Origin of the sequence: Mycobacterium vicinigordonae (genome assembly GCF_013466425.1) — a bacterium.
In the GTDB taxonomy this organism is placed as follows: domain Bacteria; phylum Actinomycetota; class Actinomycetes; order Mycobacteriales; family Mycobacteriaceae; genus Mycobacterium; species Mycobacterium vicinigordonae.
Genome location: NZ_CP059165.1, coordinates 1 through 13,778, shown reverse-complemented (window position 1 = coordinate 13,778; position 13,778 = coordinate 1). Strand labels below are relative to the sequence as shown.

The 13,778-nt window shown below is 63.5% G+C and carries 9 protein-coding genes and 2 tRNA genes; 1 reads left to right on the top strand and 10 read right to left on the bottom strand.

Going from position 1 to position 13,778, the window contains the following annotated elements:
• Window positions 1–60: 60 nt before the first annotated feature.
• Window positions 61–1,224: an acyl-CoA dehydrogenase family protein gene (locus H0P51_RS00055; RefSeq protein WP_180918630.1), complete on the bottom strand. Its 1,164-nt coding sequence runs from the start codon at window positions 1,222–1,224 to the stop codon at window positions 61–63.
• 211 nt (window positions 1,225–1,435) lie between these two features.
• Here H0P51_RS00055 and H0P51_RS00050 point away from each other — a divergent pair, with 211 nt between their 5' ends.
• Window positions 1,436–2,023, top strand: coding sequence for a TetR/AcrR family transcriptional regulator (locus tag H0P51_RS00050; protein ID WP_180916046.1), 588 nt, complete (start codon window positions 1,436–1,438; stop codon window positions 2,021–2,023).
• Window positions 2,024–2,120: 97 nt separating this feature from the next.
• Here H0P51_RS00050 and H0P51_RS00045 read toward each other — a convergent pair.
• The 9 genes from H0P51_RS00045 to dnaA form a co-directional block, all read right to left on the bottom strand.
• A tRNA-Ala gene (locus tag H0P51_RS00045) sits at window positions 2,121–2,193 on the bottom strand.
• Window positions 2,194–2,344: 151 nt separating this feature from the next.
• Window positions 2,345–2,418: transfer RNA gene (locus H0P51_RS00040), tRNA-Ile, on the bottom strand.
• A gap of 73 nt (window positions 2,419–2,491) precedes the next feature.
• Window positions 2,492–3,349 carry a DUF3566 domain-containing protein gene (locus tag H0P51_RS00035; protein WP_180916045.1) on the bottom strand — a complete coding sequence of 286 codons (858 nt, stop codon included), beginning with the start codon at window positions 3,347–3,349 and terminating at the stop codon, window positions 2,492–2,494.
• Between the two features lie 71 nt (window positions 3,350–3,420).
• Window positions 3,421–6,525: an intein-containing DNA gyrase subunit A gene (gyrA, locus tag H0P51_RS00030; protein WP_180916044.1), complete on the bottom strand. Its 3,105-nt coding sequence runs from the start codon at window positions 6,523–6,525 to the stop codon at window positions 3,421–3,423.
• A 32-nt stretch (window positions 6,526–6,557) separates the two neighbouring features.
• The gene (gene gyrB / locus H0P51_RS00025; RefSeq protein WP_180916043.1) at window positions 6,558–8,591 is read right to left on the bottom strand and encodes a DNA topoisomerase (ATP-hydrolyzing) subunit B; all 2,034 of its coding nucleotides are present in this window, start codon (window positions 8,589–8,591) and stop codon (window positions 6,558–6,560) included.
• Window positions 8,592–8,837: 246 nt separating this feature from the next.
• Window positions 8,838–9,386, bottom strand: coding sequence for a DUF721 family protein (locus H0P51_RS00020; protein ID WP_180916042.1), 549 nt, complete (start codon window positions 9,384–9,386; stop codon window positions 8,838–8,840).
• Window positions 9,383–10,540: a DNA replication/repair protein RecF gene (gene recF, locus H0P51_RS00015; protein WP_180916041.1), complete on the bottom strand. Its 1,158-nt coding sequence runs from the start codon at window positions 10,538–10,540 to the stop codon at window positions 9,383–9,385. Before recF ends, H0P51_RS00020 begins: the two co-directional genes overlap by 4 nt.
• A gap of 16 nt (window positions 10,541–10,556) precedes the next feature.
• The gene (gene dnaN, locus H0P51_RS00010) at window positions 10,557–11,753 is read right to left on the bottom strand and encodes a DNA polymerase III subunit beta (protein ID WP_180916040.1); all 1,197 of its coding nucleotides are present in this window, start codon (window positions 11,751–11,753) and stop codon (window positions 10,557–10,559) included.
• A 543-nt stretch (window positions 11,754–12,296) separates the two neighbouring features.
• Window positions 12,297–13,778 carry a chromosomal replication initiator protein DnaA gene (dnaA, locus tag H0P51_RS00005; protein WP_180916039.1) on the bottom strand — a complete coding sequence of 494 codons (1,482 nt, stop codon included), beginning with the start codon at window positions 13,776–13,778 and terminating at the stop codon, window positions 12,297–12,299.

Here is a 13,778-nt window from a genome sequence, read left to right as displayed (position 1 = left end):
TGCGGATCGTCCACGGATCGCCGATCGGGATGCTGCCGGCGTTGTCGACCGTCTATGCCGCTACAGTGAGCGGCTGATAATTTCCTTCATGATTTCGCTTGTGCCGCCATAGATCTTGTTGACGCGGGCAGCCGCATAGGCACGGGCGATGGGGTACTCCATCATGTAGCCATAGCCGCCAAAGAACTGCACACACCGGTCGACGACGGCGACGCCCTTGTCGGCAGCGATCAGCTTGGCCATCGACGCGGTAGCTGGGTCGATGCTCCCATCGATGTACTGCTGAACGCAGTAGTCGACGGTAGTCTTGATCGACAGCACCTCGGCCTTGAGCTCTGCGAGCTGAAACCTGTTGTGCTGGAACTTGATCAACGGTCTTCCGAACGCTTCACGCTCTTTGGTGTACTTGATCGCCTCGAGCAGCGCCGCTTCAGCCATGCCCGAACACACCGAGGCGATAATCAGGCGCTCGCGGGCGAGCTGTTCCATCAGCTGATAAAAGCCCTGGCCCTCCCTCTCGCCAAGAAGGTTTGCCGCCGGCACACGCATGTCGGAGAAGAACAGCTCACGGGTGTCTTGCCCATGTTGGCCCACCTTTTCGAGCACCCGGCCGCGCTCGAAGCCCGCCGGGTCGTCGCCGGTTTCGGCAACGATTAACGACACCCCGGCCGCGCCCGCAGAGGGATCCGTTTTGGCGACGATCACCAGCAAATCGCAATGAGTTCCGTTGGAGATGAACGTCTTCGACCCGTTGATCACGTACTCGTCGCCGTCGCGGGTCGCGGTGGTGCGCACCGCCTGCAGGTCCGAACCGGTGCCCGGCTCGGTCATCGCGATCGCGAGCACGGCCTCGCCGCTTATGATCTTGGGCATCCAGCGCTGCTTCTGCTCGGCGTTTCCGTAGGTGTTGATGTAGTGCGCAACGATCGGTGAGTGGACCGCCCAGCCCGATGCCGCGTCGTGAGCCAGGGCAAGTTCTTCGCCGACGATCGCCGAGTAGCCAAAGTCGCCTCCCGTCCCACCGAACTCTTCAGGGAGGTCCAAGCCCAGCAATCCGGCATTGCCCATCTTGTTCCAGAAGTCGCGATCGACCTGATGATTGGCTGCCCACCGCTCCTGGTTCGGAGTGGCTTCCTTGCGGAAGAACTCGGCTGCGTGACGCCGCAATTCGCGGTGCTGGTCGGTCTCCCACGTCGCACGGTAATGGGGGAACAGCTCGGACATGACTTCACTCACTCCGTTCAGGCGGCTATCCGCCTTATTGGCAAGCTCTTGCGCGCACGTGTATTCCGTAAACCCGGGGATGTGCGGCCCGATATGGATGGCAGTCGTCGGCGCATTCACTTCTCTTTGGCGAACACTATGTAAGCGTATAGTAATTAGTTCACTTGTAAAGTGTGCTGGTCGGCTAGCATGTCAAGCCGGAGGAGGCGGCATGGGCAACCCGCGGGCGACGAACACCGATCTCACCGCCAAGGCGCGAATTCGCAACGCCGCACTCGACCTCTACGCACAGCACGGATACGACCGCGTATCGCTGCGCGACGTCGCAGCCGAAGCGGGGGTGACATCGAGCCTCGTCCAACACCACTTCAAAACCAAGGCCGGTCTGCGCGAAGCGGTCGACCAACTTGTCGTGGACTACTTCGCCGGGGCGATCGCCGAAGTTCCGGTCGCAGGCTCGATCGGGCAAATTACCGCTGCGCGAGACAAATCCGTGCGCCGGATGCTGGAACAGAACCCGCCGGTTGTCAATTACGTCCGCCGCGCTCTGCTTGAGCAGTCCGATGACCATCTACATCTGCTGGACGTTCTGATCGACCTGACGCAACGTGAGGTCGCGGCGTTGCGTCAATCCGGACGGGCGTCGACCCAAAAGCGTGAATCCACACAGATCCTCACCGTGTTGGCCCAGCAGATGGGTGAACTCTTACTGGAACCACTCGTCGACGCGGTATGGGATCGCATCGCCGCGAAGGGGGACCAAAGGAAACCCCGTCTTCGGGTCACCGTCGAGGATTAGCCTCACCGGGGGCACTTGCCACAATGCGTTCAGATAGGCGACTGTGCGCCTGGTCGCCTCATGGACACCGGGGTGTCGAAATGAAGCTTTTCAAAAGTGGAGCCTAGGGGAATCGAACCCCTGACACCCGCCTTGCAAAGGCGGTGCTCTACCAACTGAGCTAAGGCCCCTGGGGGCCAGGTGGCTGACCAGAGGATGGATCGGGCGCCACGTGCCAGACCTCGACATCGCGCCGCGACCGGACTACGGCCGCCGCGCCCAAGGCCGCCGCTGCCAGCGGCAGCACCACCTTCAGATGACGTCGTGACGGGAACATGATCGTGGGCCTAGGAGGACTCGAACCTCCGACCTCTTCGTTATCAGCGAAGCGCTCTAACCGCCTGAGCTATAGGCCCGTACTGTGCATACGGACGAGCGACGAGATTACCGCACCGGCCGCCCGACTCCCAAAACGTCCCCGGTCCGCCCTCAGTCCCGATCTGCCAGCGTCACTTCGATACCACCGATCAAATCTGTCGTGAGGTTGTAGACGAACGCGGCGATGGTGGCCATCGCCGTCATCAAGACGATGTTGACCAAGCCGATAAGAATGGCCCCGCCGAAGATGGTGCCGCTAGACACCAGTTCGCCGCTGCTACCGCTGGTGTTGTTCAGCAGATCCCCGACGTTGCTGTTCAGCTTCGACCACACACCCATGCCGCCGAGCACGAGATAGAGGAACGCGACCGCGATCATCCAGACGAAGAACAGCGCCACCGACAGCAGCAGCGACACCTTCAAGGTGCTCCACGGATCAATGCGCCGGATCTGCATGCTGGCCCGAACCGGCCCGCGGCCGCGCCGGGTCCCCACCGCCACGCTGCGCGATTCCCGGGCGTCCCCGGACCCGCGGACCGACGAACTCGGGGCATCCGAACTGCGTTCGGGCACGGACTTGCGCTGCGTCGGCCGCGGAATCGGGCCGGACAGATCGGGCAGCTCGCTGGCGTACGCCTCCGCGGGAGTATTGTCGCCGCGCGGGGCAGCCGGCTCCGGTGGCGAGTTTGCCGGGCCGGGAGTGGATGACGAACCGCCCGAGATAAAGCGGTTCAGCCTGGCCTCCGAACTCGTCGGGGCGCGGACGTCGGTAGGCGGATCGGCCGCAGGCCGCGGCCCGGACGGCGCAGTGGCCCTGGCAGCGCCGCGCTGCCACGGCGGCGAGTCCGCGGTATCCGGGACACGTCCGGGGCCGGTCGCCGCCCGGTGTGCACCGGCGCGTTCTGCTGCCCCGTCGCCATTCGGGTTGTCACCCGGACTGGGCGCGCCCGGCTCGTTCGGTGAACTCACCCCGACTCCTCACATGTTCTGCTCAAGTAGCTGAGTCTATGCCGGGTTCGCCGCGAGCCGGCCCCCGCCCGCTAGCTACCCGACTCCGCGCCGTCCTCGCCGGTCAGCTCGCTGTCCTCGACCGCGCTTTCTTCGGCGTTACGGGCGATCGCCAACAAGGTGTCGCCCTCACCGAGGTTCATCAGTCGAACGCCCTTGGTCTGCCGACCCGCCTTGCGGACCTGCCGTGCCGCCGTGCGGATCACGCCGCCGACGGAGGTGATGGCGTAGAGCTCGCTGTCGTCGTCGACGATCAACGCCCCGACCAGCCGGCCGCGCCGGCGGTCGTACATGACGGTGAGCACTCCCTTACCGCCTCGGCCCTGCACCGGATACTCCTCGATCCCGGTCCGCTTGGCGTATCCACCCGAGGTGGCCACCAGCAGGTAGGTTCCTTCCCGCACGACGTTGAGCGACAGCAGCCGGTCGTCGGCGTTGAAGCGCATGCCCTGCACCCCGGAGGTGGCGCGGCCCATCGGCCGCAGCGCCTCGTCGGTGGCCGAGAACCTGATGGACTGGCCGTTGGCGGACACCAGCAGCAGGTCCTCCTCCGCGGAGCACAGCACCGCGCCCACCAATTCGTCCTCGCCACGCAAGTTGATGGCGACAATCCCGCCGGAGCGGTTCGAGTCGAAGTCGGTCAGCTTCGACTTCTTCACCAACCCGTTCTTGGTGGCCAGCACCAGATACGGCGCGTCCTCGTAACTCTTGATCTGGATCACCTGCGCAATGCGCTCCTCGGGCTGGAACGCCAGCAGGTTCGCCACGTGCTGACCGCGTGCAGTGCGGGAGGCCTCCGGCAGTTCGTAGGCCTTGGCCCGGTACACCCGGCCCTGCGTGGTGAAGAACAAGATCCAGTCGTGAGTCGAGCAGACGAAGAAGTGCCGCACGATGTCGTCCTGCTTGAGCCCGGCACCCTGAACGCCCTTGCCGCCGCGCTTTTGGCTGCGGTACAGGTCGGTCTTGGTCCGCTTGGCATAGCCGGTCTCGGTGATGGTGACGACGACATCTTCGCGGGCGATGAGATCCTCGTCGCTGACTTCACCGTCGGCGGCAATGATCCGGGTGCGACGGTCGTCACCGTGCTTTTCGACGATCTCGCCGAGTTCATCGCGCACGATGCCGCGCTGCCGTTCCGGCTTGGCGAGAATGTCTTCCAAATCGGCGATTTCGGCTTCGATCTTGGCCAGATCGTCCACGATCCGCTGCCGCTCCAGGGCCGCCAGGCGCCGCAGTTGCATGTCCAGAATGGCTTGCGCCTGGATCTCGTCGATGTCGAGCAACTCGATCAGGCCCTGGCGGGCGATGTCGACCGTCTGCGACGCACGGATCAACGCGATCACCTCGTCGAGCGCGTCGAGCGCTTTGACGAGACCGCGCAGAATGTGGGCCCGCTCGTTGGCTTTTCGCAAGCGGTAGGTGGTGCGCCGGATAATCACGTCGAGTTGGTGCTCGACGTAGTAGCGGATCATCTGGTCCAGTCGCAGCGTGCGCGGCACCCCGTCGACGATGCTCAGCATGTTCGCCCCGAAGCTGGTCTGCAGCTGGGTGTGCTTGTAGAGATTGTTGAGCACCACCTTGGCCACCGCATCGCGTTTGAGCTCTACGACGATGCGCAGCCCGACCCGGTCACTGGACTGGTCCTCGATATTGGAAATTCCGGCCAGCCGGCCGTCGCGGACCTGCTCGGCGATCGAGGTGATGAAGTTGTCGTGGTTGACCTGATACGGCAATTCGGTGATCACCAGTGAGGTGCGCCCCCGCGAATCCTCTTCTACCTCAACAACTCCGCGCATGCGGATGGAACCCCGGCCGGTCTTGTAGGCATCGGAGATGCCCTGGGACCCGACGATTAGGCCGGACGTGGGGAAGTCCGGGCCCTTGACCCGTTCCATGACGGCTTCCAGCGTCGCCTCTTCGTCGGCGTCGTGGTTCTCCAGGCACCAGAACACCGCTTCGGCGAGCTCACGCAGGTTGTGCGGCGGGATGTTGGTGGCCATGCCGACCGCGATGCCGCCCGATCCGTTGGCCAGCAGGTTGGGGAACCGGCTCGGCAGGACGGTGGGCTCCTGTACCCGGCCGTCGTAGTTTGGGATGAAATCGACTGTTTCCTCGTCGATTTCGCGCAGCATCTCCATTGCCAACGGAGTCAGCCGCGCCTCGGTGTTGTGGCTGACGAAGCCGTTGGTGATAAAGGCGTGGTCTTCGGTGTCGACACGCAGGCTGTAGACCGGTTGTACGCCGGCCGCGGTCACGGAGGCGACCTTTGCGTAGTAGAAGCGGCCGTCGGTCAGGTCGGTTGCGATCGCTGCTGCGTCCGGGTCGTTGCGGTGAACGCGAAGGAATTCGGTAAGTCCGGGTACCTCGTCGATCGTGGGAGTTCTGCGTGCTGATGTCGGCGTGTTTCGCACATCGTCGACACCCGTGGCGCTGATCACCGCGCAGTCACCCGGTTCGATCTCATCGATCAACTTCCACAGCAGCGTCGGCACACCGGCGAGATTCACCAGGCACAGCAATGGGTGGTTTGCCGTGCCCGTCACTTCGTGCCCATCCACCGTAGCCACCCGAAATGCCGGATGGTCGCCGGAATGGAACAACCGGTCTGCCCGGACCGGCACACCGTGCCGGCCGAGCACTTTGAGATCAATTACATTGTCACTATTGGGCTTAGCGGCCGGTACTACATCCGCAATGCGGACCGCACGATTCTCTGGGAGCGCCACCAATGCATCCCCGGTCACGCAATAGCGCATCGCCGCCGGCGGGTCGTTCCCCGGCGAACCAAAGTTTCCCTGACCGTCGACCAACGGGTAGCGCAGCGACCATGGCTGCGCCATCCGCACCAGGGTGTCGTAGATCGACGCGTCACCGTGCGGGTGATAGTTGCCCATCGTCTCGGCCACCGAACGCGCCGACTTGGCGTGGCTGCGGTCGGGACGGAATCCAGAGTCGTACATCGCATACAGCACGCGGCGGTGCACCGGCTTGAGACCGTCGCGCACCTCCGGCAGGGCCCGGCCCACGATCACGCTCATCGCGTAGTCGATGTAGCTGCGCTGCATCTCCTGCTGAATGTCGACCGGTTCGATGCGGTCGCCGGCTTCGCCGCCCGGTGGCAGCGTGGTGTCTGTCATTTAGTCCTCGTTTGTCGTTGAACGCCAACGGGTTACACGTCTAGGAAGCGAACATCCTTGGCATTGCGGGTGATGAAGCTGCGGCGTGCATCCACGTCTTCGCCCATCAGGATGGAGAACAGTTCGTCGGCAGCCGCGGCGTCGTCGAGGGTGACCTGTCGCAGTACCCGCACGCTCGGGTCCATGGTGGTTTCCCACAACTCCTTGGCGTCCATCTCGCCCAGACCCTTGTAGCGCTGAATGCCGTCTTCCTTGTTGATCTTCTTGCCAGACTTCAGCCCGGCCTCCAGCAGGCCGTCGCGCTCTCGATCGGAATAGGCGAATTCGGGCTCGCTGCGCTGCCACTTCAGCTTGTACAGGGGCGGCTGCGCCAGGAACACGTGCCCGTTCTCTATCAGCGGGCGCATGAATCGGAACAACAGCGTCAGCAGCAACGTCGAAATGTGTTGGCCGTCAACGTCGGCGTCGGCCATCAGCACAATTTTGTGGTACCGCAGCTTGGTCAGGTCGAACTCGTCATGGATGCCGGTTCCCAACGCCGTGATGATCGCCTGGACTTCGGTGTTCTTCAGCACCCGGTCGATGCGGGCCTTTTCGACGTTGATGATCTTGCCGCGCAACGGCAGGATCGCTTGGAACATCGAATCGCGCCCGCTCTTCGCCGAGCCGCCGGCCGAATCACCTTCCACCACATACAGCTCCGACTTGCGCGGATCGGTGGAGCGGCAGTCGGCAAGCTTTCCGGGCAGCCCGCCGAGATCAGTTGCGCTCTTGCGGCGCACCAGCTCCCGTGCCTTACGCGCTGCGATACGCGCCTGTGCGGAGGAAACCGCTTTGTTCACAACGGTTTTAGCCTCCGACGGGTTGGCCTCAAACCAGTGCGTCAGCTGTTCGTTACAGACCTTCTGGACGAATGACTTGACCTCGGTGTTACCCAACTTTGTCTTGGTCTGGCCCTCGAACTGCGGCTCGGCGACCTTTACCGAGATGACCGCGGCCAGCCCCTCGCGGATGTCGTCGCCAGTGAGGTTGGGGTCTTTGTCCTTGAGCAGCTTCTTGTCTTTGGCGTACTTGTTCACCACCGAGGTCAACGCGCTGCGGAAGCCCTCTTCGTGGGTGCCGCCCTCGTGGGTGTTGATGGTGTTGGCGAAGGTATGCACCGATTCCGAGTAGCCGCTATTCCATTGCATCGCGATCTCGACTTCGTGCCCCTCGCCCTTGCCCTCGTATGCGATGACGCTCTGCTGGATGGGGCTCTTGGTCCGGTTGATGTGTTTGACGAAGTCGATCAGGCCGCCGGGGTAGTGGAAGGTGCGGTGCTTGACCTTCTGCGGCCCAGCCGATTCCGCTTTCTTCTCCTCCGCCGACTTGGGTGCCTCGGCGGTGTCGCTCACGACCTCGTCGACCACCTCTTCCTGCGTGACGCGTTCGTCGGTGAGGTTGATCGTCAGACCCTTGTTCAGGAAGGCCATCTCCTGCAACCGTCGCGCCACAGTCTCGAAGTCGTACTCGGTGGTCTCGAAGATGTCTGGGTCGGCCCAGAACCGGATCGTGGTACCGGTCTTACGGGTGGCCTCACCCTGTTTGAGGGTGCCGGGTACGGCGCGGTCGTAATGCTGGAACCATTCGTGACCGTCGCGCTTGATCTCGACTTCCAGGCGGGTGGACAACGCATTGACCACCGACACCCCGACGCCGTGCAGACCACCGCTGACGTTGTAACCACTGTTCTCGCCGCCGAACTTGCCGCCCGCGTGCAGCTGCGTCATGACGACGTCGACGGTGGGCGCGCCGGTGGCATGCATCGCCACCGGGATGCCACGGCCGTTGTCGACCACTTCGACGCTGCCGTCGTCGCGTAGTTTCACGTCCACCTGCGTCGCATAGCCGGCCATCGCCTCGTCCACCGAGTTGTCCACGACCTCCCACACCAGGTGGTGCAGACCTCGCTCGCCGGTGGACCCGATGTACATACCTGGGCGTTTGCGGACGGCCTCGAGACCTTCGAGAACGGTGATCGCCGAAGCGCCGTATTCTTCTTGCGCCTTCTTCTTCTGGGCAGCCACGGTCTGAATGCTCTCCTTGGGGTTGCATGCGAGCGGTCAAATCACCGCAGCGGTCGCATTGGTCCACTCTACCGTGATCCAGCGTCCGCACCGATTTTGTGGGTGCGTTTCTACCCACCTGATTGCGCCGTGCGCTCAATTTCGTCGCTGTGGATGCGTCCCGACGTTCGAGATGTTGGTCTGTGAATTTCTGGCGGCTCTGAGACGGCGGCGGAATGTACCGTAGTCGGACCCGCAGAACGCCCGTTATCCGTAGGTGTCGCGAGGTCCTCGACCGCTGAAATGCTTCTGTCCTTTACGCCACGATGGCCGCGCCGGGCCGGTGATCTTCAGCGACTTCACCACCCCGTTACCGACCGCCGCCGCGATCTTGGCCAACAGCTGACTCTGCATAAGGCGCAGTTGCGTAGCCCAGGCCGTCGACTCCGCCGTCACGCTGAGCACCCCGTCGTTGAGGGCGGTGGGGGTCGCATGGTCGGCGATCTGGTGACCGACCACCGCCTTCCACTGCCCAAATACCGCACCTTCGGCAACCTGCGGAGTCCACCCCCGCTGCTTGGCCAGATCCTGTGCCAACCGACCCAGCGGTTGCGGGTCCCGCGTGTCGGGCCCTGGGCCCGACCACCGGCGCCGCGAGCCAGTTACCCGGCGCCGCGACGGCACCGGAACCGCGCGACCCAACCCCGCGTCCTGGCCGCGCGCGCGTGCCGCTGCCCGCGCTTCCTCCAGCGTTCTGCGTACCAGGTCGATTCCGCGCTGGTTTACATCGTCTTGACCAGTAGGCTCCGTGCTCACGACACCACCTCTGACACCGAACCGCTATCGCCGTCACGCAATTCGACGCGCACCTGTCTAGCGTCCCAGCCGTTGGGGATATCCTCCACCACCGCCGCGGTCACCAGAACCTGCTCTGCCGATTCGGCGACGGCCGCCAGCGCCGAGCGCCGTTTGACATCGAGTTCGGCGAACACGTCGTCAAGCAATAGCACCGGGTCACTGCCCTCGGAGCGCAACAATTCGTAGGCTGCCAGCCGCAGTGCCACCGCGAACGACCACGATTCACCGTGACTGGCGAAGCCCTTCGCAGGCTGATGCCCGAGCCGCAATTCCAAATCGTCGCGGTGCGGTCCGACCAGACACACGCCACGCTCGAGCTCAGCGTCCCGGCGTGCGGCCAGTGCCGACAACAACGCGGCTTTTAGGGTCTCCGGATCGGCCACCGTGCTCGCTTCCGGCACCAGCGATTCCGTGCTGGCACGGTAACCTATTGCGGCCGAACGTGATTCGGGTGCCAACATCTCGTAGGCTTTCTGCAGCTCCGGTGCCAGTTCATCGACCAACGCGATCCGGGCCGACATCAACTGCGCTCCGTGCTCGGCCAGCCGGCTATCCCACACCTCCAATGTGTCCAGTGCACCCCAGTCACCACGAAAACGCGCCCCCGACAACGACTTCAACAATGCCGTGCGCTGGCGCAACACCTTCTCGTAGTCGGCGCGCACGGCCGCGAGCAGCGGACGCCGAACTGTCGCCAATTCGTCCAGATACCGACGGCGATCCGCCGGGTCGCCACGAACCAATGCCAGATCCTCGGGGGCGAACAGGACCGCCCGCAGCACCCCCACAATCTCGCGGGTACTGCGCACCGGCGACCGGTTGAGTCTGGCCTTATTCGCCCGCCCCGCCGCGATCTCAAGATCCACGGCGCATTCCCTGCCTTCGTTGACCACGATCGTCGACACCACGGCACGGTCGCTGCCGACCCTGATCAGCGGTGCGTCAGTACCCACCCGGTGCGATCCCAGAGTTGTCGAATACCACAGCGCCTCAACGAGATTCGTCTTGCCGAACCCGTTTCGGCCGACGAACACGGTACGGCCTGGCTCCAAGTCGAGATCCGCCCGCTGCCACGACCGGAAGTCACGCAAGCCCAAATGCCGGACGTACACGGGTGGGTCGCAGGGATCAGCCGGGCAGCCGTACCGGCATCAGCAGGTACACGTAATCCGTCACCACCGCAGGAAACGGACCACTGCCGGTAGGCACCGGGTCATCAGCCGACGCGGGCCGCAGCAACGCGGGCTTGCCCGGAGTGGTGAAGCCGAACGACACCCGCTCGGAATGCAATGACCCCAGACCGTCGGTCAGGTAATTCGGGTTGAATGCGATGGTCAGCGGTTGGCCGGCGTAATCGACAGCCAAGTCTTCCTCGGCCCGGCCCACATCGTCGGCCCCAGCCGACAGCCGCAGCATGCCGTCCGAGAACTCCATGCGGATCTGCGCACCGCGGTCGGCGACCAAGGCGACCAGCTTGATCGCCTCGGTAAGTTCGGCCACATTGATGGTGGCCACAGCGGTGTGCTCAGCCGGCAGCAGCTGCCGGAACTTCGGGAATTCCGCATCCAGCAATCGGGTGGTGCTGCGCTTGCCGTTACCGCTGATACCCAAGAGTCCGTCTTTGCCGACGCCCGATCCCGAGCCCAACGACAGCCGGACATCGGAGCCGTCGGTACCCGCTTTGGCGGCCTCGGCCAGTGTCTTAGCCGGCACCAGCACCGAGGCCTCGATGTCCGGTGACAACGCCGTCCAGGTCAGCTCGCGCACCGCCAGCCGAAATCGGTCGGTAGCGGCCAAAACCACGGTCTCACCAGAGATTTCGACCCGGATCCCGGTCAGCATCGGCAAGGTGTCGTCGCGGCCGGCAGCGATTGCGACCTGGCCGATCGCCTCGGCGAACAACTCTGCGGGTAGCGTTCCGGTCTCCTCGGGCAGCGCCGGCAAGGTCGGATAATCCTCCACCGCCATCGTCGGCAGCGAAAAACGCGCGCTACCGCAAGTCAATGCGACCCTGCTGCCGTCGACGTAGAAGTCCACCGGCTTGTTAGGCAATGCCCGAGTGATGTCGGACAACAGCCTTCCGGACACCAAAACGCTTCCCGGAGAAGCTATTTCAGCCGGAACCTGAACTTCGGAGGACACCTCGTAGTCGAATCCGGAAATCGTCAGGCCGTCATCCGAGCCGGTCAGTAGCACGCCAGAGAGAACAGGCACGGTAGGACGCGACGGCAGACTCTTGGCCACCCACGACACCGCTTCGGCGAAGGACTCCCGAACCAGACGAAACCTCAAATCGGTGGCCGCCCGTGTTGTAGCCGCGTCCATTGCGTCCCTTCACCTAACAGTGAACCAAAAATCGGGCCGGCTCCCCCGCCGGCGTTGGGGACTCGCCGCGACGAACGCCGAGCGGGCAATCCGCCACGACGGCCGCAACAGCAGTCGAAGAACAACCGTAGAGCTTCTCGAGCCAACTTGAAAGCTAAACGAGAACCCCGACAGACCCGGCTGGGGTGCGGTTCCTGAGCGCGGAGTGAGGGGATGTCCCCAACCCGCTACTTCAAAGGAGAATCGAGGAAGAGATTTCAATATCAGTATTAGGGGGTGTGCAATCTGGGGACAGCTTGGTCTAACCGCTGCTAGCGGGCCGAGGCGGCTGTGGATGACGGGGGTACGGGCTGTGTAATCCTCGGTGGACCAGTGGGGATGAATCACAGATGTGCACCGATTCCGCGGTAGTGCACCGCGCTATGGGGGGTTTGTGCACAGGTCTACCCACACCTCGGCGGTGGTGCTCATGTGACCTGAGGTAGAGAAGTTTTTGCAAGAAAGTGCGGACGAGCGCGGCTCAGAGCCGCGGCAGGGCCAGTTTCAGCGCTTGGAGCGCTGCCGGATCCGCGTGGTGAGTTCCTTGACGTTGTCGAAGATCTCTCTGCGCTGGGCCATTTCGCCGCGAATCTTCTTCTCCGCGTACATCACCGTGGTGTGGTCGCGGCCGAAAGCCTGGCCGATCTTGGGTAGTGAGAGGTCGGTGAGCTCGCGGCACAGATACATCGCAATCTGCCGAGACTGTGCCAACGGCCGGGCCTTGCCGGGGCCGCGTAGTTCCTCGACGGTGGTGTCGAAGTACTCGGCGGTGGCCGCCATGATGGTGGCCGCGCTGATCTGCATGCCGCTGGCGTCGGCGATCAGGTCGCGCAGCACGATTTCGGCGAGGGCCTTATCGATGGGTGTCTTATTCAGCGACGCGAACGCGGTGACCCTGATAAGCGCACCTTCGAGTTCACGGATGTTGCGTTCGATGCTGCTGGCGATCAGCTCGAGCACATCATCGGGGACGGCTAACCGTTCCACTTGTGCTTTCTTACGAAGGATCGCGATGCGCGTCTCGAGGTCCGGCGGCTGCACATCGGTGATCAGTCCCCACTCGAACCGGGTTCGCAGCCGGTCTTCGAGCGTGGCCAGCTGCTTGGGTGGGCGGTCCGATGAGATAACGATCTGCTTGTTGGCGTTGTGCAGTGTGTTGAACGTGTGGAAGAACTCTTCCTGGATGCCGTCCTTGCCCTCGATGAACTGGATGTCATCGACGAGCAGCACGTCGACGTCTCGATAGCTGCGCTTGAACGACACCTTGCGGTCATCGCGCAGTGAGTTGATGAAGTCGTTGGTGAATTCCTCGGTGGAGACGTACTTGACCCGCATGCCCGGGAACAGCCGTTGTGCGTAGTTTCCGGCGGCGTGCAACAAATGGGTCTTACCTAGACCGGACTCGCCCCAGATGAACAAGGGGTTGTAGGCACGGGCCGGCGCCTCGGCAATGGCCAGGGTTGCCGCGTGTGCGAAGCGGTTGGAAGAACCGATCACAAAGGTGTCGAACGTGTAGCGGCGGTTGAGGCTGGTGCCGCTGGCCGCGGAGGTGTCCGTGGTGTGTGGACGGTCAGTGAAATAGGTGGGCCAGGACGACGCGCCGTCGGCCGAAGCGTCCTCGTCGTCGGCCGGTTCCGAAGCGTCCTCGGCGGTCGCAGCCTCGGCTGGTGCGGGGAAATCGTCGTCGTCTTCTGAGGGGGGCGCGATCCGGACGCCCAGCTGAATCTGCTGTTGCAGACGGCGGCTGAGAGCGTCGGTAATCGGGTTGCGAAGGTGACGTTCGATTTCGTTCTGGACGAACACACTGGGCACCGACAGCAGAGCAAATCCCTCGACGATGGTCAGTGGTCGGACGAGCTTCAACCACGCCTTTTGCTGAGGAGTCAGGGGAGTGGCCGGGCTCGACCCGTTACCGGAGTCGCCGTTGAGCTCGGTCACGACCGCGTTCCACACTGTGGCGAATCCGGAACCGGGGTCATCGGTCAA

Bases quoted from the DNA above. Each gene is read 5' to 3' on its own strand.
- H0P51_RS00055 (WP_180918630.1), bottom strand. From the start codon at position 1,224: ATGTCCGAGCTGTTCCCCCATTACCGTGCGACGTGGGAGACCGACCAG.
- H0P51_RS00050 (WP_180916046.1), top strand. From the start codon at position 1,436: ATGGGCAACCCGCGGGCGACGAACACCGATCTCACCGCCAAGGCGCGA.
- gyrA (WP_180916044.1), bottom strand. From the start codon at position 6,525: ATGACAGACACCACGCTGCCACCGGGCGGCGAAGCCGGCGACCGCATC.
- dnaN (WP_180916040.1), bottom strand. From the start codon at position 11,753: ATGGACGCGGCTACAACACGGGCGGCCACCGATTTGAGGTTTCGTCTG.